The sequence below is a fragment of the Paraburkholderia sp. 22099 genome, from assembly GCF_052045835.1.
Taxonomy (GTDB): Bacteria; Pseudomonadota; Gammaproteobacteria; order Burkholderiales; family Burkholderiaceae; genus Paraburkholderia; species Paraburkholderia terricola.
Genome location: NZ_JBQEPU010000031.1, coordinates 53455 through 76911, shown reverse-complemented (window position 1 = coordinate 76911; position 23457 = coordinate 53455). Strand labels below are relative to the sequence as shown.

Sequence of the window (23457 nt, the reverse complement as noted above, 5' to 3'; positions counted from 1 at the left end):
CCGATTATACCTCTCAGGCATATTCGAGCAGGCGCCGAACAAGGGGTTTACCCCGACCAGAAAATAGAGATTCAGGAGCAGACATGAGCGTCAAGGTATTCGATACGAAGGAAGTGCAGGATCTGCTGAAGGCCGCCGCCAACCTCGGAAGTCAGGACGGCAATGCGCGTGCAAAGCAGATTGTCGAGCGCCTGCTGGGCGACCTGTTCAGGGCCATTGACGACCTCGACATGACGCCCGATGAAATCTGGGCGGGCGTCCACTACTTCAACAAGCTCGGCCAGGACGGCGAAGCGGCGCTGCTTGCTGCTGGCCTCGGTCTGGAAAAATATCTCGACATTCGCATGGATGCGGAGGACAAAGCGGCTGAAATCATCGGCGGCACGCCGCGTACCATTGAAGGTCCGCTGTATGTCGCCGGTGCGCCCGTGCGCGACGGCATCTCGAAGATCGACATCGACCCGGATCAGGATGCGGGCCCGCTGGTTATCCGCGGCACCGTAACCGGCGCGGACGGCAAGCCCGTCGCGGGAGCGGTGGTCGAATGCTGGCACGCCAATTCAAAAGGCTTCTATTCGCACTTCGACCCGACCGGCGCGCAGAGCGAGTTCAATCTGCGCGGTGCGGTCAGCACGGGTGTCGACGGCAAGTACGAATTCCGTACGCTCATGCCGGTCGGCTATGGTTGCCCGCCGGGCGGCGCGACCCAGCAACTGTTGAATGCGCTGGCTCGTCATGGCAACCGTCCGGCGCACGTGCACTTCTTCGTCACCACGGACAAGTACCGCAAGCTGACGACTCAAATCAACATCGAGGGCGACCCGCTGATTTGGGACGACTTCGCCTACGCCACCCGCGAGGATCTGATTCCGCATGTGGTGGAGAAGACCGGCGGCACTGCGCTAGGCATGAAGGCCGACGCGTACAGGGAAATCGAGTTCAACATCGCGTTGACTCCGCTGGTGCAGGGCAAGGATAACCAGCTGGTCAATCGCCTGCGTGCGTCCGCCACGGCGTAAGCGCTCAACGCGGCTGCTACGTCGTACCGCTGCTGCCGCTCAATGCTCCGCAAGAATCTTTCGACACCGATGCGCGTGCTCCACGACCTGGAGCACGCGTAGGGAGAGCACACATGTCCGCCATTATCGACAAAGCCAGGCAGCTGGATGAACTGCTGCACACCGCCGTTCAGGACGACAGGCAAAACGGTGTATTCCGTTGCCGCCGCGACATCTTCACGAACGCCGATTTGTTCGAGCTCGAAATGAAGCACATCTTCGAGAGCAACTGGGTCTATCTCGCCCATGAAAGCCAGATTCCCGCCAACAACGACTACTACACCACCTGGATTGGCCGCCAGCCGGTCGTGATAACGCGCGACAAAAGCGGCGAACTGCACGCGGTCATCAACGCCTGCGCGCACAAGGGCGCGATGCTGTGCCGTAAAAAGCACGGCAACAAAGGCACCTTCACGTGTCCGTTCCACGGCTGGAGCTTCGCCAACACCGGCAAGCTGCTGAAAGTGAAAGACGTGAAGACCACCGAGTACCCGGTTCAATTCAATACCGACGGCTCGCACGACCTGAAGAAAGTTGCACGCTTCCAGAGCTATCGCGGCTTTCTGTTCGGCAGCCTCGATGCAGACGCGATTCCACTGGAGGACTACCTCGGCGAGACCAGGGTCGTCATCGACCAGATCGTTGACCAGGCCCCGGACGGTCTGGAAGTGTTGCGCGGCAATTCATCCTACATCTACGACGGTAACTGGAAGATGCAGATGGAGAACGGCTGCGACGGCTACCACGTCAGCACCGTGCATTGGAACTACGCTGCGACGATGGACCGGCGCAAGGCCGACGGCACCAAGGCCGTGGACGCGAATGGCTGGAGCAAGTCGATAGCCGGCGTGTACGGGTTCGACCACGGCCACATCCTGCTGTGGACCAGGACGATGAACCCGGAAGTGCGACCGGTCTATCGATACCGCGACGAAATCAAGGCACGCGTTGGCGACGTGAAGGCGGACTTCATCGTCAATCAGACACGGAATCTTTGCCTGTATCCGAACGTGTTTCTGATGGACCAGTTCAGCACCCAGATTCGCGTGGTGCGTCCGATCAGCGTGGACAAGACCGAAGTCAGCATCTTCTGTTTCGCGCCGAAGGGCGAGAGCGCAGCCGAGCGGGCGACCCGCATTCGCCAGTACGAAGACTTCTTCAACGTCTCGGGCATGGGCACCGCGGACGACCTCGAAGAGTTTCGCGCCTGCCAGGCTGGCTATGCCGGCACCACTGCGTTGTGGAACGACCTTTCGCGCGGGGCGCCGTTGTGGGTCGAAGGTCCCGACGCCAACGCGAAAAGCATGGGCATGAAGCCGCTCATCTCGGGCGAGCGGAGCGAGGACGAAGGCCTGTTCGTGTGTCAGCACGAATACTGGGTGCGCGTGATGAGCGACGCACTCAAAAAGGAACACGGGGAGGCCCTGGCATGAGCTTCGATTACCAGACGATTTGCGCCGCGCTGTTCCGCGAAGCGCGCCTGCTCGATGACCGTCAATGGGACGACTGGCTTGCCTGCTATACCGGGGACGTGACCTACTGGATGCCGGCGTGGGACGACGACGACCAGCTCACCGACGACCACGAGAGTCAGATTTCGCTGATGTATTACCCGAACCGTGGCGGCCTGGAAGACCGTGTGTTCCGTATCAAGACCGAACGCAGCGGCGCGTCGATGCCTGAACCGCGAACCAGTCACAACGTCACCAACGTGGAAGTGCTGGCCGAGCGCGAGAACGAAGTGGACGTGCGCTACAACTTCAACACGCTCAGCCACCGTTACAAAACCACCGACCAGTTTTTCGGCACGATGTTCGTCACGCTGCGAAAGGTCGGCGATGAACTATTGATTTCCCGCAAGCGAATTGTGCTTAAGGACGACTACATCCGCCAGGTACTCGACGTCTATCACGTTTGAGCGCAAACCCCCTGCGGAAATGAGATGAGAGGACCAGGAGGCAAGATGTCCAGCTACAACATTGCACTGAATTTCGAAGACGGCGTGACCCGCTTCGTGACATGCAAGGCGGGCGAAAAGGTACTCGATGCCGCCTTTCGCGCAAAAATCAACCTGCCGATGGATTGCTCCGATGGCGTGTGTGGCACCTGCAAGTGCCGAGCCGAGAGCGGACGTTACGACCTGGGCGACGATTACATCGAAGATGCGCTGACCGAAGACGAGAAGGAAGGCGGTCTCGTACTCACGTGCCAGATGGTGCCGGAAAGCGATTGTGTCATTGCGGTGCCGGCATCTTCCACCGCATGCAAGACCGGGCAAGGCAGATTCGCCGCGACCGTATCGAAGATCGAAGCGCACAACGATGCGGCCATCGTGCTCGAACTGGATGTGGAGGCGACCGCGCCGGTATTCCTGCCGGGCCAGTATGTCAACATCGACGTTCCTGGCAGCGGTCAGCACCGTTCATATTCTTTTTCGTCGGCGCCGGGCGAATCGAAAATCAGTTTTCTGATCAAGAAAATTTCGGGTGGCGTGATGAGCACCTGGCTCGACTCCGCGCAGGCCGGCAACAAGGTGGAACTGACCGGACCGCTCGGCAGCTTCTATCTGCGCGCAGTGGAGCGGCCGTTGCTGTTCCTCGCGGGCGGCACCGGGCTGGCACCGTTCCTGTCGATGCTCGAAGTGCTGGCCCGTGCGAAGTCGCAGCAAAAAGTCCATCTGATTTACGGCGTGACGCGAGACCTCGATCTCGTGCAGGTGGAGGCAATCGACGCGTACGTGGCGAAGCTGCCGAACTTCACTTACAGCACCGTCGTGGCCGACACGGATTCGACCCATCCCCACAAGGGCTGGGTGACGCAGCACATGCCGGCGGAGGCCGTCAACGATGGCGACGTGGACGTGTACCTGTGCGGGCCGCCGCCGATGGTCGATGCGGTGCGTCAGCATTTCGACGCCAACGGCGTGAAGCCCAACAGCTTCCACTATGAGAAGTTCACGCCTAACGCGGCACCGAGGGCGGCATGAGCACGCAACGGTTTGCCGGCAAGGTCATGGTGGTCACCGGCGCCGCACAGGGCATCGGTCGCGCGGTCGCGCTTCGCGCAGCGGCCGAAGGCGGCAAGGTGCTGTTCGTCGACCGCGCCGACTTCGTCTCCGAGGTCGCCGCCGAAGCGAGCGGCGCGAACACGGCCGGCTTCGTTGCCGACCTTGAGACGTACGACGGCGCGGCATCGGCAATGGCCTTTGCCGCGCGCAAGTTTGGCGGCATCGATATTCTGGTCAATGGTGTGGGCGGCGCGATTCGCATGCGTCCGTTTGCCGAGTTCGAACCGGCACAGATCGACGCGGAAATCCGCCGCTCCCTGATGCCGACGTTGTACGCCTGCCATGCCGTGTTGCCGCACCTGCTCGCGCGTGGCGGCGGGACCATCGTCAATGTCTCATCGAATGCGACGCGCGGTATCCGCCGCGTACCGTATTCGGCGGCCAAGGGCGGCGTCAACGCGATTACTCAGTCGCTCGCGATGGAATACGCGGAGCACAACATCCGCGTGGTTGCGACCGCGCCGGGCGGGACCGATGCGCCTCCGCGACGCGTCCCGCGCAACACGGCGGGCGATAGCGAGCAGGAGAGGATTTGGATGAGCGAGGCGGTCAAGCAGGTCACCGAATCCACCTTCTTCAAACGTTATGGGAGCATCGAGGAGCAGACCGCGCCGATTCTGTTCCTCGCTTCGGACGAGGCAGGCTACATCACCGGGACCGTGTTGCCAGTCGCCGGAGGCGACAACGGCTAGCGCTTGCGGACACTCCCTGCGCTTAACATCCCACGGTAGTGCCGTGTGCTCCAATGATCGACATGACCGCCTACATCATCGGCATATGCAGATGATGCGGGTCGTTAAGCGTCTCCGCGACGCGTTGCAACGCGTCGCGGCAATCGTCGCGATCTTGCGGCCCGCCGAGGCACACGCGGACGGCGTTGGGCGGATTGCCGTCCGTCGAGAACGCGGCGCCCGCCACCACGCCGACGCCCTGATTGCGCAGTTGCAACGCCAGCTCGGGTGCGCTCCAGTTGCATTGCGCCGGAATGGGCAGCCACAGGTGAAAGCCGTCGACATGCGCGTCGTAACGCAATTCAGCGAGTTCCTGCGCGGCGATCGCCTGGCGCGCATTGGCCTCCACGCGAATCGCGTCGAGCATCTCGTGCGCGGTGCCGTCGTTGACCCATTGCGTCGCCAGCATCGCCGTGAATGGACTGGGCATGACCGTCGTCGCGCGTAACGCGCCGGCAATGCGTTGCGTTTGCCGCGCGGTCGGCGCGCGCAGATAGGCGACGCGCAAACCGGCGCCGAGCGTCTTCGAAAAGCCGGTGACGTGATAGGTCAACTCGGGCGCGAGCGCGGCAAGCGCGATGGGCTTTTTCGCCGGCAGCCAGCCGTAGGCGTCGTCTTCGATGATGGGCACGCTATAGCGCAACGCGACGTCGGCGAGCGCTTCGCGGCGTTGACCCGGCAACGTGAGCGTGCTCGGATTCTGCAGCGTCGGATTGCAATAGAACGCGCCGGGTTTTTCGCTCTTGCACAGCGCTTCGAATGCATGAGGCAGCGGCCCTTCGTCGTCGCGCGGCAGCGGTTGCAGGCGCACGCCGAGTTGCGACGCGATCGCCTTGATGCCGGGATACGCGAGCGTGTCGAGGCAGATCGTCTCGCCGCGGCGCGCGAGTTGCGAGACGAGCGCAACGAGCGCGCTATGAATGCCGGGGCAGACGAGCACGGTATCGTCCGTGCAGTCGGGCAGACGCTCTTTCAGCCAGGCGCGGCCCGCCGCGCGATCGTCGGGCGTGCCGCCGAAATCCTGATAGCGCAGCAGGCGGTACGGATCGGCGTGCGCGAACAGACTCGCAGCCGACTCGCGCAGACGCGCCGCGAGTTCGGGCGGTTCGGGCGGCATGTTCATCGACATCTCGACACTGCTGCCGCCCGCGAGCGGCAACGTCTGGGTTCGGCCGCGCACGAAGGTGCCGCTGCCGGCGCGCGCGTCGAGCAGGCCGCGCTTGCGCGCTTCGGCATAGGCGCGCGCGACGGTCGTGTAGTTCAGTTGCAGCGCGGCCGCCAGATCGCGCAGACCCGGCAGACGGTCACGCGGACGCAGACGCCCGCTCGCGAGATCTTCCTCGATCAGATCAGGAATCACCAGATAAGCCGGTTTGCGGCTTTCGGTTAATCGCTTGAGCCAGTGATGCGTGAGGCTGTCCATGCTAAACATTCCTTATTGGCGTCGCTCGAAAGTAGCACGCGGTTCGCAATAGAAATAAATCATTTTTCATTCAACCTGAGAGTTGATCGCATTGATTGGATGAATGCACGCTTTCGGGGTTTGCCGCACCATGCGCACGCATGAACAGGTCTTGCGCTGCGCTGACAGGGTGCGCGGCCGCCTTGCGCGATTCGGCGCAAAGTCCCGTCGAACAAGGCATGCGAAATTTTTTTCGGGTCGCTCGAACAATCGCTCTTTGAATGATTGGAAGTTGATTGCATGTTTCGGGCCGGATATTGGCATATCCATTGCGTTATTGAATTCGCCAGCCGGCCATTTTCCGGCGGGCAAATACGATCAATTACGCGACTTATTGGAGAGTGATATGCCCGCCGTCAATAAACCTCTGCATCAGAAAGGCGATTTTCTGGTCGATTACGAAGAGAAGGTGTTCCCCGACGTCAAAGCCGAACCCGGCGAAAAGGCGCTGGTGACGTTTCACACCGTCGCGTTCGAAGGCTCGATCGGTTTCGTCAATCTGTTGCAGGCCACGCGCCTGCAACGCAAGGGCTTCGATACGTCGGTGCTGCTGTACGGGCCGGGCGTCACGCTCGGTCTGCAACGCGGCTTTCCGACGCTCGGCGACGAAGCCTTTCCGGGTCATCTGAACTTCAACAAGCAGCTCGTGAAGTTCATGGAAGAGGGCGGCAAGGTGTACGCCTGCCGCTTCGCATTGCAGGCGCTGTACGGTCATGGCGAAGCGTCGCTGATCGAAGGCATTCGTCCGGTCAGTCCGCTCGACGTGCTCGATATCCAGCTTCTCCATCGCAAGGAGAACGCGCTGATCATCCACACGTGGACCGTTTGAGCGCGGGCCGGGTGCCGATCATGTCCGACCAGCGAATCATCCGAGCGGCCGCGGTGCAGATCGCGCCGGAGTTCGATCGTCCCGGCGGCACGCTCGACAAGGTGTGCGCCGCGATCGACGAAGCCGCGTCCAAAGGCGTACAGCTGATCGTCTTTCCCGAGACGTTCGTGCCGTACTACCCGTACTTTTCGTTCGTGCTTCCGCCCGTCGCGTCGGGCGCCGATCACATGCGGCTGTATGAACAGGCCGTCGTCGTGCCGGGGCCCGTCACGCAGGCGGTAGCCGAACGGGCGCGCCGTCACGCGATGGTGGTGGTGCTCGGGGTGAACGAGCGTGACCACGGCAGCTTGTACAACACGCAGCTCGTGTTCGACGTCGACGGTCGCCTCGTGCTCAAACGCCGCAAGCTCACGCCGACTTTTCACGAGCGGATGATCTGGGGCCAGGGGGACGCGGCGGGACTGAAGGTCGCGCATACGGGTATCGCGCGCGTCGGCGCGCTCGCCTGCTGGGAGCACTACAACCCGCTCGCGCGTTATGCGTTGATGACGCAGCACGAAGAGATCCATTGCAGCCAGTTCCCCGGTTCGCTCGTCGGGCCGATCTTCGCCGAGCAGATCGAAGTCACGATCCGTCATCACGCGCTCGAATCGGGCTGCTTCGTCGTCAACTCGACGGGCTGGCTGAGCGAAGCGCAGATCGATTCGGTGACGAGCGATCCAAAGCTGCAAAAGGCGCTGCGCGGCGGCTGTCATACCGCGATCGTGTCGCCGGAAGGACAGCATCTCGCCGAGCCCTTGCGCGAAGGCGAAGGGATGGTGGTCGCCGATCTCGACATGTCGCTCATCACCAAGCGCAAACGGATGATGGACTCGGTCGGCCATTACGCGCGGCCCGAGTTGTTGAGCCTTGCGATCAACGATCGTCCCGCGACCCCGGTCGCGCCGATGAACACGGCGTTCGAGCGATTCAGCGCCGACGCCGCTTTCGATACCACGGGTGGAGGTCAGGATGAATACCAGAGCGAATCCGCCGGCCATGAGCCGGCGGTCGAGTGAAGTGGGAACCGAACGGCACCGGCAGATGACGCAACTGCGCACCGAGTTGCAGTCCGCGGGTTTGCGTCTGGTCGATCCGAACGCGGGCGTCGCGAGCCGGCGCGGCGGCGCGGGGCCGTCGGATCACAAGGCGGTCACCGTCGACGGCGTGACGATCATGGTGCCGGTGCATACGAGTTCGGCGTGGAACTCGCCGTTCGTCGCCAGTGCGCCGGATGAAGCGGGCGCGAGCGCGCTGCTGCGCGGCACGATACCGATCGCGGACATCAGCTTTCCGAAGGCGCCGCGCTTCACGCGCTTGCAAACGCTGGACGGCGTGCCGTACTCGCACATCGCCACGCTGCACGGCACCGACGTGCTCGCGACGACCGTGCTGCAAACCTGCATCCGTTACGAAAGCCGCCGCAAGACCTGCAAGTTCTGCGCAATCGGCCAGTCGCTCGCGGCGGGCCGCACGATTGCGCGCAAGACGCCTGAACAACTCGCCGAAGTCGCGCGCGCGGCCGTGCTGCTCGACGGCGTCAAGCACATGGTGCTGACGACGGGCACGCCGCCGACGAGCGATCGCGGCGCGCGGATCCTCTGCGAAAGCGCGTTCGCGATCAAGGCCGCTGTCGATCTGCCGATCCAGGCGCAATGCGAGCCGCCCGACGACGACCGCTGGTTCGAGCGGATGAAAGCGAGCGGCATCGATACGCTCGGCATGCATCTGGAAGTGGTGACGCCCGCCGTGCGCGAACGCGTGATGCCCGGCAAGGCGAGCGTGCCCGTGTCGCGTTATAGGGAGGCGTTCAAGGCGGCCGTCGCGGTGTTCGGCAGCGGGCAGGTGAGCACGTACATTCTCGCCGGACTGGGCGACACCGCCGACGCGATCCTGTCGATCTCGCGTGAACTGATTGCGCTCGGCGTCTATCCGTTCGTCGTGCCGTTCGTGCCGATCAGCGGCACGCCGCTCGAAGACCATCCGGCGCCGACGCCGGCGTTCATGAAGTCGGTGTTGGTTCCGCTCGGTGCGATGCTGCGCGACGCGCGGATGCGTTCCGCCGACATCAAGGCGGGCTGCGGCAAATGCGGCGCATGTTCGTCGCTGGCATCGTACGAGGAGTAGCCATGTTCTGCGAAGCCGTCGATGAACTGGATGCATTGCCGCTTGCGTTCACGCCTGCGGAGTACCGCGTGAAATGGGCGACGCTGCCGTGGGAAAGCAACGAGGCTTATGCGCTGCGGCGCGCGGTGTTTTGCGTGGAGCAGGGCATCTTCGCCGGCGACGACCGCGACGAAATCGACGCTCGCGCGAAGCTGCTGGTCGCGCTGAGTTGCATCGCGGGCGTGCCGGAGCAGGTCGTCGGCACGGTACGGATTCACGAGACCGAGCCGCATGTGTGGCTGGGCTCGCGGCTTGCGGTGCATGCGGCGTTCCGCTCGCACGGCAAGCTCGGCTCGACGCTGATCCGGCTCGCCGTGAGCAGCGCGCACGCGCTCGGTTGCGAGACTTTTCTTGCGCATGTGCAAAGCCAGAATGTGCCGTTGTTCCGGCGTCTGCATTGGCAATCGGTGGGCGAGGAGATGCTGTTCGGCCGTGCGCATCATCTGATGGAAGCGGACCTCGCGCACTATCCGCCGTGCTTTACGCCGGAGAGCGGGCTCGTCACGTCGTCGCGGGGCCGCTCATGAGCATCGCTTCGCTCGTTGAACGGCTAAGGGCAAGCCGCGGCTTCCGGCATAAGACCGATATTGCGGGCGTCGTCGCGTCGTTGGCGCAGCGCCTGCCGCACGGCGTGCGCGATCTCGCGCAGGCGGTCGCGCTCGGCGACGACTGCGCGGCCATCCGTGACGGCGACGGCTACCTGCTCTTCGCGATCGAAGGGCTGGTGAGCGATTTCGTCGAAGCCATGCCGTGGTTCGCGGGCTACAGCAGCGTGATGGTCAACATCAGCGACGTGTATGCGATGGGCGGCCGGCCGCTTGCCGTCGTCGATGCGCTGTGGAGCGACGGCCTCGGCGCGGCCGAAGAAGTGCTGGCCGGCATGGCGGCGGCGTCGCTTGCCTACGGCGTGCCGGTGGTGGGCGGGCATAGCAATACGCGCAGCGCGCAGCCGCAACTCGCGGTGTCGATCGTGGGCCGGGCGCGCGCGTTGCTGTCGAGCTTCAAGGCGCGCGCAGGCGATCGGCTCGTGATGGCCGTCGATCTGCGAGGCCGCTTCGAAGACCCGTACCCGTTCTGGAACGCCTCGGTCGGCGCGCCGTCGCAGCGCTTGCGCGACGATCTCGAGCTGCTGCCCGCGCTCGCGGAAAGCGGCCTGTGCGATGCCGCGAAGGACATCAGCATGGCCGGCGTGCTGGGCACGTCGTTGATGCTGCTCGAATGTTCGGCGATGGGCGCGCGAATCGATCTCGACGCGATTCCACGACCGCCGGGCGTCGACTTCGAGCGCTGGCTCAGCGCGTTTCCGAGCTTCGGCTTCGTGCTGTCGGTGCGCGCGGAACACGTCGACGAAGTGCTCGCGCGCTTCGTTGCACGCGATCTGGCGTGCGCGGTGATCGGCGAAGTCGATGCATCGCGCGAAGTGGTGCTCACTCAGCGCGGCGACGCGGCGCTGCTCTGGAATTTCGGCGACGGGACGTTCATCGGCGCGCCTTCGGGAGCGTGCGCATGAAGACACGTCCCCTTCGAATCGCGCTCTTCACGCACTCGGTGAACCCGCGCGGCGGCGTCGTGCACACGCTCGAACTCGCGCGCGCATTGCATGACGCGGGGCATCGCGTGACGATCTTCGTGCCGTCGGTGGGCGGGGTCGCGATGTTCCGGGCGTCGCCGTGCCGGATCGTGCTCGCTCGGGTCGCTGGCAACGCGAGCGACACGGTATCGATGGTGCGGACGCGTATCGATGCGTTGAAGGCCGCGTTGCTGGCCAGCGATCCGGCGAGCTTCGACGTTCTCCACGCGCAGGACAGCATCAGCGGCAACGCGCTCGCCGAGCTTCGGCATGAAGGCGCGATACACGGGTTCGTGCGAACGGTCCACCATCTCGACGACTTCGCCGTGCCGCGTCTCGCCGAATGGCAGCGGCGCGCGTATGCCGATGCCGACGCCGTCTATTGCGTCAGCGATGCGTGGACGCGCCGGATGCAGCGCGACTTCGGCGTGAACGCGGTGACCGTGACGAACGGCGTCGATTTAACGCGCTTCACGGCAAGACGCGACGCCTCCGACACGGCCTTGCTCGCACGATTCGGCATGGTCGGCGCGCCCGTCGTGCTGGCGGTCGGCGGCATCGAGGAACGCAAGAACACACTGCAACTGCTCGAAGCGTTCGCGTTGCTCAGGCAGACGCATGCCGATGCGCAACTCGTCGTGGCGGGTGGCGCGAGTCTTCTGGATCACGACGCCTATGGCCGGCGGTTTTTCGAACGCGCGGCGGCGCTGAATCTTGCGCTTGGCGCGGGGTGTCCGATCGTCGTCACCGGCCCGCTCGACGACGAGGTCATGCCCGCGCTCCTGCGCCGCGCGGATGTCGTCTCGATGGTGTCGTTGCGCGAGGGTTTCGGGCTGGTCGTGCTGGAAGCGCTCGCGTCGGGCGCGCCGGTTGTCGTCTCGCGCATCGCGCCGTTCATCGAATACCTCGATGAACGCGTCTGCTGCTGGGCGCAGCCTGACGACGCGCACAGCATCGCCGGCGCGTTGCGCCGTTCGCTCGATGCGCGCGGCGGCATCGATTTCGCCCACGCGGTCCCTGAGTTGTTGCAGCGCTTCAGCTGGACCGCGAGCGCCCGCCGTCACATCGCGTTGTACCGGCGGCAACTGCAACCCGCTCCCGTCTGAACCCTTCATTCATCGAGGATATGTCATGCCAGTCATGCACTTCAGGGTCCAGTGGCCCGATGGCACCGAGGCCAACTGCTATTCGCCGTCGACGGTGGTCGGCGAGTTCCTTGCGGCGGGCGAGAGCTATGCATTGAGCGAGTTTGTCGAACGCTCGCGCGAGGCTTTGCAGATCGGCTCCGAGCGCGTGCGCGAGAAATACGGCTTCGCCTGTTCGGCCGCGATGGATCAACTCGCGCAGATCGAGCAGCAGGCCGAGGCTTTTTCGTCGGACCCGCTGGCGGTCGTGAAGGTCGTCGAACTTTTGTGAAACCTGAATGCGGCGCGCCCATTGACGAAGCAATGGCCGCGCGCCGGAACATTCATACCGAAAGCAGGAAAGAACCATGTCGAACACAACCGTTAGCCCTGGCCCTCAGGCGGCCCATGCGAATCGTCACTACCCGGTCATCGTCGCGGGTGGCGGCCAGGCGGGCCTGTCCATCAGCTACTACCTGAAAGAAGCCGGCATAGATCATCTCGTGCTCGAAAAGCATTCGGTCACGCACACCTGGCGTTCGCAACGCTGGGACGCATTCTGTCTCGTCACGCCGAACTGGCAATGCGCGCTGCCCGGCTACCCGTATCGCGGCGACGATCCGCATGGCTTCATGAAGAAGGATCAGATCATCGCGTATCTGGACGGCTTCATCGCGATGGTCGACGCGCCGGTGCTCGAGCACACCGAGGTCAAACGCGTGAAGCGCGGCGCCGATGGACGCTACAACGTGTCGACCTCGAATGGCGAGTTCACCGCGGATCACGTCGTCGTGGCGTCGGGCGGCTATCACACGCCGATCGTGCCGCGCATGGCCGAGCGCCTGCCCGCCGGGATCGTGCAGATGCAGTCTTCGCACTATCGCAATCCCGAGGTCTTGCCGGACGGCGCGGTGCTCGTCGTCGGCTCGGGACAATCGGGTGCACAGATCGCCGAGGATCTGCATCTGGCCGGGCGCAAGGTGTACCTCGCGGTCGGCGAGGCGCCGCGCTGCGCGCGTTTCTATCGCGGACGCGACGTGGTCGACTGGCTCGCCGACATGCACTACTACGACATGCCCGTCGAGCAGCATCCGTTGCGTGAAGGCGTGCGCGACAACACGAACCACTACGTGACCGGCCGCGACGGCGGACGCGACATCGATCTGCGGCGTTTCGCGCTCGAAGGCATGCAACTGTACGGCCGGCTCGAGGATCTGCGCGACGGCCGCCTGCAGTTCGCGCCGAACCTGATCGAGAACCTGGACAGCGCGGACGATACCTACAACCGCATCAACGCGAGCATCGATGCGTTCATCGACAGGCACGGCATCGACGCGCCGCGCGAAGCGGCCTATGAGCCGGTATGGCGGCCGGACGGCGAGCGCACCTCGCTCGATCTGGCGGCGAGCGGCATCACGTCGATCATCTGGTGCATCGGCTTCACGCCGGACTTCAGCTGGATCGATGCGCCCGTGTTCAATGGACGCGGTTATCCGGCGCACACGCGGGGCATCACGCCGCAAGCGGGGCTGTATTTCATCGGCTTGCCGTGGCTGCATACGTGGGGGTCGGGGCGCTTCTCGGGCGTCGCGCGCGACGCGGCTTATGTCGTCGACGCCATTCGCGCGTCGCTCGATGCGTCCGACCCGGCAACCGATAGTCTCGCGGCCTGAGCGACCGAAGCCCCATGCAGAACACGACGGGACGCTATCGCGCGGGCATGCCGCAATTGAGCTTCACCGGCCTGTCGGAGAACTGGCTGCTGAAGGAATGCGGGCATCGTCATTGGGAGGCGCTGGCCGTGCACACAGGGCGAGCCACGCCGGATGTCAGCGACGACAACGGCGGCCGCTCGTATGCCGCCTTCACCGCGATCCGCCTGCGGGCGCACGGTTTCGATGCCGTGCGCGAGAACGACGAGTTCGACATTCACAGCGCGTTATGCAGAACCGGCCCGGTCCGGCACTTCAGCACACACCGCATCGTGCGTGACGATGCGTCGATCGCGGAGGTGTCGATGTCGTCGACGTTCGTCACGCGCGCCGAAGCGCGCAACAATCGTTCGGTCGCGCGTGCAACGCTTGCCGCGCTGGCGGGGGCGATCAGTCCGGCGCCCGACGAAGCGCTGGCCATGACGCAAACGGGCAAGGGCCTGAGGGCGGGAGACTGGGCCTCATGCGAAGGGCTCGAGCCTGGCGTGCACGAGGCCGCCCGCTTTCTTCCCTGTCCGAACAACGACTTCAATGGCGCGGACTTTCTCTACTTCGCGAGCTTCCAGTCGTTTGTCGATCGCGCCGAATGGCAACGGCACCGGTTTGCGGAGCCGCCCGTGATCGCGAGCCGGGCGCTGCACTTTTATGGCAACGTCAACATCGGTGATGCGTTGAACGTGCATGTGGTCGGCGAACGCGAAAGCGCGCAGGGCATCGTGCATTGGAGCGAAGTGCGACGCGGCAGCGACAACCTGAAGATTGCCGACGTTGTCACGGAAAAACGCTGGAGACAGCGATGAGGTCCGCCGTCAAACGCGAGGCGCCGCTGCGCTTGCAGTCCCGGCCCAGGCCCCGGCGCCGCGCCGTGCCGCTGAAGACGCTTTATACCGCCTCCGACCTCGCTGGCGTCGCGCATCTGAACAGCATGCCTGGCGCCGCGCCGTTCGTGCGCGGTCCATACGCGTCGATGTACACGGCGAAGCCGTGGACGATTCGGCAATACGCGGGATACGCCGAAGCGGCCGATTCGAACCTCGCGTTTCGCACCGCGCTGGCGGAAGGGGCACAGGGCTTGTCCGTCGCGTTCGATCTGCCGACCCAGCGCGGCTACGATTCGGACGATCCGCGCGCGAGCGCCGAGGTCGGGCTGGCCGGGGTCGCGATCGATACGGTCGAAGACATGGCGCGTCTTTTCGCGGGCATTCCACTCGATCGAACCTCGGTATCGATGACGATGAACGGGGCGGTGCTGCCCGTGCTGGCCGCCTTCATCGTCGCGGCCGAGGAGCGCGGCGTGGCCGCGGCGCAACTGACCGGCACGATTCAGAACGACATTCTCAAAGAGTTCATCGTGCGCAACACCTGCATCTTCGCGCCTGAACCGTCGTTGCGAATCGCCGCCGACGTGGTCGATTATCTCGCGCGACATGCTCCGCGCTTCAACGCGCTATCGGTGTCCGGCTATCACTTTCAGGAGGCCGGCGCCGATCCCGTGCTCGAACTGGCGCTGACGATGGCCCATGCGCGCACCTACATCGAAACGCTTGGCGCGCGAGGCATGAATGCCGACGACGCCTGCGAGCGCATGAGCTTCTTCTTCGGCGTCGGCACGGACTTCTATGTCGAGGTTGCGAAGCTGCGCGCGGCGCGTCTCGTCTGGTCGGAACTCGCGACGCAGTGCGGCGCGGCTTCCGACAAGGCGCGCGCCCTGCGGATGCATTGCCAGACGTCCGGCTGGTCGCTGACCGCGCAGAAGCCGTCGAACAACATCGTGCGCACCGCCGTCGAAGCGCTGGCGGCCGTCTTCGGCGGCACGCAGTCGCTGCATACGAACGCCTTTGACGAAGCGCTGGCCTTGCCGTCGGCATCGTCGTCGCGCCTCGCTCGCGACACGCAACTCATGCTTCAGCACGAAATGGGACTGTGCGACGTCGTCGATCCGTGGGCCGGTTCGTACATGATGGAAGCGTTGACGGCCGACATCGCGGCGCGCGTGCGTTCGCTGATCGGCGAGATCGACGCGCGCGGCGGCATCGTGCAAGCGATCCGCTCGGGATGGATTCGCCAACGCATCCACGAATCGGCCGTGACGCTGCAGGCCGAAATCGATAGCGGGCAACGCGTCGTGGTGGGCGTCAACGCGTTCGTTCATGGCGACGCTGACGAAGCGCCCGAATGTTTCGAACTGGACGGAAAAAAAGTGCGCGGCCACCAGCTCCGTCGCATCGCGGAGGTCAAGCTGCGGCGCAATGCGCAGCATGTGGCGCGTGCGTTGGACGCGCTCGAAACGGCCGCGCGCGAGGGCACGGGCAACCTGCTCGCGTTGACGATCCGCTGCATGCGTGCGCGCGCGACAGTCGGCGAATGCACGCGCGCGCTCGAAGCCGTGTGGCCGCGTCATGCGATCGGTTTGCATGCGAGCGCCGGCATCTACGAGGAAACGCTTTCGTCGGATGCAAGGTGGAAAGCTGCCTGCGAACAGGTCGATGAATTGACATCGACGCTGGGGCGCAAGCCCCGCGTGATGATCACGAAGCTCGGACAGGACGGCCACGATCGCGGCGCGCAAGCGGTGGCTGCCGCGTTGATCGATGCGGGCTTCGAGGTCGTGTCCAACGAACTCTTCATCTCGCCCGCGGAAGTTGCGCGGCGCGCGCTGGCGAACGAGGTCGACATGATCGGCGTGTCATCGCTCGCGGGCGCACATGTCGAGTTGACATCGCAATTGATGCGTGAATTGCGCGCGCGGCATGCCGCGATACCCGTCGTGCTCGGCGGGAACGTTCAGGCGGCAAGCGCGGGGGTGCTGAAAGCGCTGGGTGTCGCCGAATTTTTCCTGCCCGGCACGCGCATGCACGAAATCGTGCTGCGCCTGGTGCGGCTCGTGGCGTGCTGAAGTTCCGACTGGAAGCGGCGACGGCATGACGCGCCGTGAATCGCGCGTCGCGCACCCCTACCGGATTGCTACACGCCAATCGCGGCCGCGGCCTTCGCTACCGCCTTGCCCCATTCTTCAAGACGTGCCGGGTCATAGCGCGATTCCGGCATCGAGATGCAGATGCTCGCCGCCGGCGCGCCGTCTGAATCGATGATCGGCGCTCCGATCGCGCACACTGCGGGACGGTACTGCGAGAGATTCACCGAATAGCCGCGTTGCCGGATGCGCTCGAGTTCCCGCCGTATCTCGGCGGGATCGCATGGCGTTGTTTCACTGAACTTCGGCAGGTCGCGGCTCAGGATTTCGTCGACCTCGGCTTCCTTCATGTACGCCAGTACCGCCAACCCCGTGGCGGTGGCGTGAAACGGGCTCGGATCGCCGATCGGGCTGAACGTGCGCACCGTTTGCGTACAGTCCGCACGGTCGATCAGGACCATCGAGTTGGTGCTGTCCGGCACCGACAGATGGACCGTTTCGTTGGTCAGGTCGCGCAACTCGCGCATCGGCTCACGCGCGGCCGCATACAGCGCGCCGCCGCGCAGCGCGGCAGGCCGCACGCCGAGAATTCGCGGTCCCACTTCCCAGCGCGTCAGATCGCCGCTCGACTGACGAAGCCAGCCCGCCTCGTGAAACGTCAACAGCACGCGCTGCACGCTCGACTTCGGCATATCGAGCTGGCGTGCCAGCACGCCCACGCTGACCGGCTGATTCTTCGACACAGCCTCGAGGATCTCGAGGCTCTTCAACAAACTTTTCATGCAGGTCTCCGATGAAGGACGGCGACGGGCGAGCGCTCGCCCACGCTGCGCTTGCAACGCAAAAAAGCGCGTGTTACTTTTCGTTCACTGTTTGTGGAACGCCGTGCCGTATTGTGGCACACCCTCATCGAGTTGGAAAGCATTGGAGAACGATTACGGCAATGGGACTCTCTTTTCAGCCGCTCGACGCCTTGCCGGTTATCCAGGCCCATGGCGCGCGCATACCCGCAATCGGCCTCGGCACCTGGCGGTCCACGCATGAGGAGGGCGTGCAAGCGGTGCGCGCGGCGCTCGAAGCGGGCTATCGGCATATCGACACGGCGGCGCGCTACGAGAACGAGCAGGCGGTCGGCCAGGCGCTCGCCGCGAGCGGTCTGCCGCGCGACGAGGTGTTCGTCACGACCAAGGTGTGGCACACCGAATTGCGCGCCGCGGATTTCAGGCGTGCCGCCGAGGCAAGCGTCGCGCGGCTCGGGCTCGATCACGTCGATCTGCTGCTGGTGCATTGGCCCAACCCTGAAGTGCCGCTGGAAGAGACCATCGGCGCGCTGTGCGAAGCGCAGCGCAGCGGCTTGACGCGGCATATCGGCGTATCGAATTTTCCGGTGGCCTTGCTCGATCGCGCAGTCGCGCTCGCCTCGGTGCCGTTGGCCGCCAATCAGTGCGAATACCACCCGTATCTCGACCAGACCCAGGTGCTCGATGCGTGCCGCCGGCATGGCATGGCGCTGATCGCGCACACGCCGCTCGGCAGCGGCAAGCTGCTTGCCGATCCGGTCATCGCGGAGATCGCACGCGAACACGGGCGCAAGCCGGCCCAGATCATCTTGCGCTGGCTCGTGCAGCAGCCCGGCGTGGCGGCGATTCCCAAGTCGTCGAACCCGGTGCGCATCGGCGAAAACCTTGCGGTATCCGATTTCGAACTCGATGCGAGCTCGATGGCGCGCATCGGCGCGCTGGCTCGCGCCGACGGCCGCGTGAGCAAGCCGGCGTGGCATCCGCGGTGGGACGCTGCGGCCAATTCTTCAGCGGCGGACAAAACATGAACTTCGTCGACATCGACATTGCGATGAACCCGGCCATGCACAGGCGCGGCGAGCTCACGCTTGAAACCGACCGGCGGCATCTGATGCATCCCGGCACGCACGCGTCCGACCATGCGTCGGGCGAACTGGATGCGCGGCTAATGACGCGCGCACAGGGCATCCGCATAGAAGATCACGCGGGGCGCTCGTACATCGACGCGTTCGCGGGGCTTTACTGCGTGAACATCGGCTATGGACGCGAGGAAATGGCCGACGCGATCGCCGCCCAGACGCGCCGGCTGTCGTTCTATCACACGTATGCGGGCTTCTCGAACGACCCCGCTGTCGAACTGTCGCGGCGTCTGATCGAAGAGTGGGCGCCGCCCGGCATGAAGAAGGTGTTCTACGGCATGTCGGGCTCGGACGCCAACGAGACGCAGGTGAAGCTCGCCTGGTACTACAACAACGTGCTCGGACGGCCGCGCAAGAAGAAGATCATCGCGCGGCAGCGCAGTTATCACGGCTCGGGCATCGCGACCGGCAGCCTGACCGGGCAGCCGAAGTTTCACGCCGGTTTCGATCTGCCCATGCCGCAGGTGCTGCACACGGCGAGTCCCGACTTCTATCGCGACGCACGCCCCGGCGCGAGCGAGGCGGAGTTCGTCGCGGATTGCGTCGAGCACCTGGAGCGACTGATCGCACGCGAGGGCGCCGACACGATCGCCGCGTTTTTCGGCGAGCCGGTGATGGGCTCGGGCGGCATCGTGCCGCCGCCGCCAGGGTATTGGCCGGCGATTCAGGCGGTGCTCGAGCGTCACGACATCCTGTTCGCGGTCGATGAAGTGGTGTGCGGTTTCGGCCGCCTCGGTTCGCGCACGGGCAGCGAGCACTACGGCCTCGTGCCGGATCTGATGTCGGTGGCGAAAGGACTGACGAGCGGGTATCTGCCGCTGTCCGGCGTGATCGTCAGCGAGCGCGTGTGGGATGCGATCGAGCGCGGCTCGCGCGAGCAGGGCGCGATGAATCACGGCTGGACTTACTCCGGCCACCCGGTGTGCGCGGCGGCGGCATTGACGAACCTCGACATCATCGAGCGCGAGCAGTTGGTGAGCAATGCCGCGGAGGTCGGCGCCTATTTTCAGGCGCGTCTGCACGAGGCGTTCGACGCGCATCCGCTGGTCGGCAATGTGAGGGGCGTGGGCATGCTCGCCGCGCTCGAACTGATGGCCGGCAAGACTGAACGACGGCCATTTCCGGCCGCGGCGAAGGCGAGCCAACGGGTGGCGCAGGCGGCGCTCGCGCGCGGTTTGATCGTGCGCGCGCTGGGCACGAACGACATTGTCGGCTTTGCGCCGCCGCTCATCGCCACGCGCGCCGACATCGACGAAATCGTTGCTATCGCACGCCATGCGCTGCACGACGTGAGCGACGCGTTATCGGCGCCATGACAGCGAGGCCCGAGGCCGCGACCGACGGCTCGCGGAAGCCGCTGGTTTTTCACGCCCTCGCTGAGTCCGGCGAGCGGGGCTATTCAATCCAACCAGGGACTCGACCGTGTCCACGCGCAACGACGTTTTTTCCCTTGATTTCACCGACACACCGTACTGGTGGCAAGACTGGCGTCCGCATGACGAACTGATGTCGGAGGTGCCCCGCGAGGTGGACGTGGCGATTGTCGGCGCCGGTTATGCGGGCTTGTCGTGCGCGCTCGAACTGGCGAAGCAGGGCTTGCGCGTGGCCGTGCTCGAAGCGGATGTGCCTGGCATCGGCGCGAGCACGCTCAGCGGCGGACAGGTGTCGGGAGGCGTGAATGTCGGCAAGGCGCCGTCGGGAAAAAAGCTGGATGGTTCGGTATCGGAGGAGCGTCAGCGCACCCTGTTGAGCGAAGCGTCGGCGTCTTACGAGGTGTTCGAAAGCATCCTGCGCGACAACGCGATCGCGTGCAGCTACGTGAAGGCCGGGCGCATCAACGCGATGTGGACCGACGCGCATCTCGCCGCGTGGCGCAAGCGCATCGTCAATCTGAACACGTATGCGCGCGCCGGGGCGCGGCTGCTTTCACGCGACGAACTGCGCGGCGAACTGGCGAGCGACATCTATGCCGGCGGCGTTCTGCTCGAACGGGCGGGCCAGCTTCATCCGTCGATGATGTTCGCCGGTCTGCTCGCCGCGGCGCGCGGCGCGGGCGTCACGGTATGCAGCCGCGCCCCGGTCGACAGCATCGCGCGAGTCGGCGCGCAATACCGGGTCGAGACGCCGCGCGGCGCGCTCGCCAGCCGGCACGTGGTGATCTGCACGAACGGCTACACAGGTTCGTCGACGCCCGATCTGCAACGTCGCGTGGTGCCGGTCGTATCGCATCAGATCGCCACCGAGGAATTGCCGGCCGACTTGCGCGCCTCGCTGATACCGAAACGTCGCGGCATCTCGGAGACGCGCCGCGTCGTCAACTACTACCGCTATTCGCCGGACGGCACGCGGCTGCTGTTCGGTGGCCGGGCGCGCTTTTACAACCTCGATCGCCGCCAGTCGGCTGCGATCCTGCATGCGCAGATGGTCGAGCGCTTTCCGCAGATGGCAGGCGTCAAGGTGGCGTATAGCTGGGGCGGCACGGTGGCGCTCACGCTCGACTTCCTCCCGCATCTGGGCCGCACCGCCGATGGCGTCTACTACGCGCTCGGCTGCAACGGCAGCGGCGTGGTGATGATGACGTATCTCGGCTACAAGGTCGCGCGCCTGATCGTCGAAGGACAAGCGCCCGAAACCAGCGCCTACGGCACGCCGATGCTCACGCATCCGCTCTATGGCGGCAAGCCGTGGTTCATGCCCGCGCTCGGCAGCTACTACCAGATTCGCGACGTCATCGACAAACGCAGGCAACGCGCTTGAGCGGCGGCGCACATCACTTCACACAGGTAGGAACACGACAATGGGTTTGAGAATCGGAGTCGATATCGGTGGGTCGTTCACCGATTTCGCGGTGCTGGACGAAGCCACGCGAACCATTCGCACGCTAAAGGTGTTTTCACGTCCTGACAGCCCAGGCAGCGAAGTGCTCGCGGGCGTCGAGGGACTGCGCGAACGCTACGGCATCGAGCCGCACGAGGTGACGTATTTCACGCATGGCACGACGGTCGGCGTGAATGCGGTGGTGCAGCGCCGCGGGCTGAAGCTGGGGCTCATCACCACGCGCCACTTCGAGGACGTGCTCGACATCGCGCGTTTGAAGATCCCCGATATGTACCATCTGATGTCGAGCCGCCCGGCGCCGCTCATTCCGCGCGACCGTGTATTCGGCGTGATAGGACGTTTCGGCGCGGACGGCGTGGAGGAAACGCCCATCGACGAACAGAGCGTGCTCGCCGCCGTGCGCGGCATGCAGGCGGCGGGCTGCGAGGGCGTGATCGTGTCGCTGCTTCACTCATACCGCAACCCGGCGCACGAACAGCGGGTCAAGGCGATTATCGGGGCTGCGCTGCCGGGCTTCTTCGTGTCGTGCTCGCACGAAGTGTGGCCGATCATCCGCGAGTACGAGCGAACGGTGACGGCGACCATCGGCGGCTATGTGCAGCCGCGCGTGTCGAACTACTTGACGCAGTTGCAGGCGGCGCTGACGGAAAGCGGTGTCGGGGCGGACCTCAAGGTCACGAAATCGAATGGCGGCGTGATGAGCGCCGAGCACGGCAAACAGAACTGCGTGCAGATGATCCTGTCCGGCACCGCGTCGGGTGTGATCGGCGCGGCGTATCTCGCCAGGCTCTGCAACGTGAAAGATTGCATGAGTCTCGACATCGGCGGAACGACCGCGGATATCGCGCTGATCGTGGACGGCAAACCGCAGTACGCAACCGGCGAATACATCGGCGAATTCCAGATTCATATTCCGTCGGTGTCCGTGTCGTCGGTCGGCGACGGCGGCGGCTCGATTGCCTGGGTCGACGAATTCGGCGTGTTGAAAGTCGGCCCCGAAAGCGCAGGGTCGAGCCCAGGACCGGTTTGCTATGGACGCGGCGGCACGCGCCCCACCATCACCGACGCGTTCGCCGTGATCGGCGTGCTCGGCAACGCCGCGCTCGGCTACAACGCGGTGAAGGTGGATGCGCACGCGTCGCGGCGCGCAATCGAACCGCTCGCGCGGCGTCTGGGGCTCGATATCCATCAGACCGCGGCGGCCATCATCGAGGTTTCGATCTCCGGCATGTACGCGGGCGTGAGCCGGCTCAGTTCGCGCTTCGGGATCGATCCGCGCACTTTCGCGCTGATGCCGTTCGGCGGCGCGGGGCCGATGCTCGGCTGCTTTCTCGCGCGCGCCTTGAATGTGCGCAATCTTCTGGTGCCGACCACGCCGGGCGTGTTGAGCGCGCTCGGCGGCCTGATCGCCGATACGAAGAACGATTTTGTTCGAGCCACCTACTATCCGCTCGACCGTGCATCGCTCGCCTTGCTGAGAGAGGACCTCGCACACCTCGAAGCCGACGCCCGCGCATGGGTGATTCGCGAGGCGGGCACCGACGCCGCCGCCGAGATCGTCGTATCGGCCGATATGCGCTATCGCGGGCAATCGTTCGAAATCGACACGCCGCTCGCGATGGAAGCGCTCACCGGCGGCGATCTCGAAGCGATCGCGCAGGCATTTCATCGCGAACATGCGCGCCTTTTCGGGCACAGCGACGAGAAGTCGCCGATTCAGGTGGTGGCGCTGCGGCTCGTCATCACCGCGCCCACGCCGAAACCTGAACTGCCGCGGATCGCGATGGGCGAGGGCGCGCCGCGCGTGGAATCGGAGATCGACGTCTATCTGGACGGAGCCTGGCGCCGCGTGCCGCTTTACCCGCGCGCCGCGCTGCTCGCGGGACATCGGTTCACCGGGCCGGCGATCGTCGCGCAGGACGACACCACGACATGCGTGCTGCCCGGTTTCGACGCACGCGTGGACGAATACGGCAACCTTTTTCTCGAAGCGGTCTGATTGGCCGAC

General features: G+C 64.7%; 21 protein-coding genes. 19 read left to right on the top strand and 2 right to left on the bottom strand.

The window, feature by feature from the left end; genetic code table 11:
- Window positions 1-83: 83 nt before the first annotated feature.
- The 5 genes from catA to benD all read left to right on the top strand — a co-directional run bounded on the left by catA (window position 84) and on the right by benD (window position 4817).
- Entirely contained in the window at window positions 84-1019 is a 936-nt protein-coding gene (gene catA / locus ACTJLC_RS25285) for a catechol 1,2-dioxygenase (RefSeq protein WP_310133568.1), read from the top strand.
- Between the two features lie 113 nt (window positions 1020-1132).
- Complete coding sequence (locus ACTJLC_RS25280; protein ID WP_310133564.1) at window positions 1133-2491, top strand: Rieske 2Fe-2S domain-containing protein; 1359 nt, start codon at window positions 1133-1135, stop codon at window positions 2489-2491.
- On the top strand, window positions 2488-2976 hold the full coding sequence (benB, locus tag ACTJLC_RS25275; protein ID WP_310133561.1) for a benzoate 1,2-dioxygenase small subunit: 489 nt from the start codon (window positions 2488-2490) through the stop codon (window positions 2974-2976). Before ACTJLC_RS25280 ends, benB begins: the two co-directional genes overlap by 4 nt.
- A 45-nt stretch (window positions 2977-3021) precedes the next feature.
- Window positions 3022-4044 (top strand): benzoate 1,2-dioxygenase electron transfer component BenC, encoded by a 1023-nt coding sequence (benC, locus tag ACTJLC_RS25270; RefSeq protein ID WP_310133558.1) that lies wholly within the window; start codon window positions 3022-3024, stop codon window positions 4042-4044.
- Window positions 4041-4817, top strand: a complete 777-nt coding sequence (gene benD / locus ACTJLC_RS25265) for a benzoate diol dehydrogenase BenD (protein ID WP_310133554.1) — start codon at window positions 4041-4043, stop codon at window positions 4815-4817. The genes benC and benD overlap by 4 nt, the downstream gene beginning before the upstream one ends.
- Window positions 4818-4887: 70 nt before the next feature.
- Here the strand turns inward: benD and ACTJLC_RS25260 are convergent, their stop codons facing one another.
- Window positions 4888-6279: a PLP-dependent aminotransferase family protein gene (locus ACTJLC_RS25260; RefSeq protein WP_440845552.1), complete on the bottom strand. Its 1392-nt coding sequence runs from the start codon at window positions 6277-6279 to the stop codon at window positions 4888-4890.
- 385 nt (window positions 6280-6664) lie between these two features.
- On the opposite strand from ACTJLC_RS25260, the gene ACTJLC_RS25255 reads away from it, so the two are divergent.
- From ACTJLC_RS25255 to scpA, 10 genes are all read left to right on the top strand, one after another.
- Window positions 6665-7147, top strand: coding sequence for an MSMEG_0572/Sll0783 family nitrogen starvation response protein (locus ACTJLC_RS25255; protein WP_073428045.1), 483 nt, complete (start codon window positions 6665-6667; stop codon window positions 7145-7147).
- Window positions 7148-7167: 20 nt separating this feature from the next.
- Window positions 7168-8205: a Nit6803 family nitrilase gene (locus ACTJLC_RS25250; RefSeq protein WP_310133548.1), complete on the top strand. Its 1038-nt coding sequence runs from the start codon at window positions 7168-7170 to the stop codon at window positions 8203-8205.
- A complete protein-coding gene (locus ACTJLC_RS25245; RefSeq protein WP_073428118.1) occupies window positions 8186-9313 on the top strand; it encodes an MSMEG_0568 family radical SAM protein in 1128 nt (375 codons plus the stop codon). Before ACTJLC_RS25250 ends, ACTJLC_RS25245 begins: the two co-directional genes overlap by 20 nt.
- A 2-nt stretch (window positions 9314-9315) precedes the next feature.
- A complete protein-coding gene (locus tag ACTJLC_RS25240; protein WP_083083804.1) occupies window positions 9316-9879 on the top strand; it encodes an MSMEG_0567/Sll0786 family nitrogen starvation N-acetyltransferase in 564 nt (187 codons plus the stop codon).
- Window positions 9876-10862, top strand: coding sequence for a sll0787 family AIR synthase-like protein (locus ACTJLC_RS25235; protein ID WP_310133545.1), 987 nt, complete (start codon window positions 9876-9878; stop codon window positions 10860-10862). The genes ACTJLC_RS25240 and ACTJLC_RS25235 overlap by 4 nt, the downstream gene beginning before the upstream one ends.
- Entirely contained in the window at window positions 10859-12028 is a 1170-nt protein-coding gene (locus ACTJLC_RS25230) for an MSMEG_0565 family glycosyltransferase (RefSeq protein ID WP_310133541.1), read from the top strand. Before ACTJLC_RS25235 ends, ACTJLC_RS25230 begins: the two co-directional genes overlap by 4 nt.
- Before the next feature lie 25 nt (window positions 12029-12053).
- Window positions 12054-12338 carry an MSMEG_0570 family nitrogen starvation response protein gene (locus ACTJLC_RS25225; RefSeq protein WP_073428049.1) on the top strand — a complete coding sequence of 95 codons (285 nt, stop codon included), beginning with the start codon at window positions 12054-12056 and terminating at the stop codon, window positions 12336-12338.
- A gap of 76 nt (window positions 12339-12414) precedes the next feature.
- The gene (locus ACTJLC_RS25220) at window positions 12415-13719 is read left to right on the top strand and encodes an MSMEG_0569 family flavin-dependent oxidoreductase (RefSeq protein ID WP_310133538.1); all 1305 of its coding nucleotides are present in this window, start codon (window positions 12415-12417) and stop codon (window positions 13717-13719) included.
- Between the two features lie 14 nt (window positions 13720-13733).
- The gene (locus tag ACTJLC_RS25215; RefSeq protein WP_440845548.1) at window positions 13734-14558 is read left to right on the top strand and encodes a Pnap_2097 family protein; all 825 of its coding nucleotides are present in this window, start codon (window positions 13734-13736) and stop codon (window positions 14556-14558) included.
- A complete protein-coding gene (scpA, locus tag ACTJLC_RS25210; RefSeq protein ID WP_310133530.1) occupies window positions 14555-16654 on the top strand; it encodes a methylmalonyl-CoA mutase in 2100 nt (699 codons plus the stop codon). Before ACTJLC_RS25215 ends, scpA begins: the two co-directional genes overlap by 4 nt.
- A gap of 68 nt (window positions 16655-16722) precedes the next feature.
- Here the strand turns inward: scpA and ACTJLC_RS25205 are convergent, their stop codons facing one another.
- On the bottom strand, window positions 16723-17454 hold the full coding sequence (locus tag ACTJLC_RS25205; protein ID WP_310133527.1) for an IclR family transcriptional regulator: 732 nt from the start codon (window positions 17452-17454) through the stop codon (window positions 16723-16725).
- Window positions 17455-17615: 161 nt separating this feature from the next.
- On the opposite strand from ACTJLC_RS25205, the gene ACTJLC_RS25200 reads away from it, so the two are divergent.
- The 4 genes from ACTJLC_RS25200 to ACTJLC_RS25185 all read left to right on the top strand — a co-directional run bounded on the left by ACTJLC_RS25200 (window position 17616) and on the right by ACTJLC_RS25185 (window position 23448).
- Window positions 17616-18500, top strand: coding sequence for an aldo/keto reductase (locus tag ACTJLC_RS25200; RefSeq protein ID WP_310133525.1), 885 nt, complete (start codon window positions 17616-17618; stop codon window positions 18498-18500).
- A 23-nt stretch (window positions 18501-18523) separates the two neighbouring features.
- Window positions 18524-19927, top strand: a complete 1404-nt coding sequence (locus ACTJLC_RS25195) for an aminotransferase (protein ID WP_374710312.1) — start codon at window positions 18524-18526, stop codon at window positions 19925-19927.
- A 106-nt stretch (window positions 19928-20033) separates the two neighbouring features.
- Entirely contained in the window at window positions 20034-21368 is a 1335-nt protein-coding gene (locus ACTJLC_RS25190) for an NAD(P)/FAD-dependent oxidoreductase (protein ID WP_310133522.1), read from the top strand.
- A 40-nt stretch (window positions 21369-21408) separates the two neighbouring features.
- Window positions 21409-23448: a hydantoinase/oxoprolinase family protein gene (locus tag ACTJLC_RS25185; RefSeq protein ID WP_310133519.1), complete on the top strand. Its 2040-nt coding sequence runs from the start codon at window positions 21409-21411 to the stop codon at window positions 23446-23448.
- Window positions 23449-23457 lie beyond the last annotated feature (9 nt).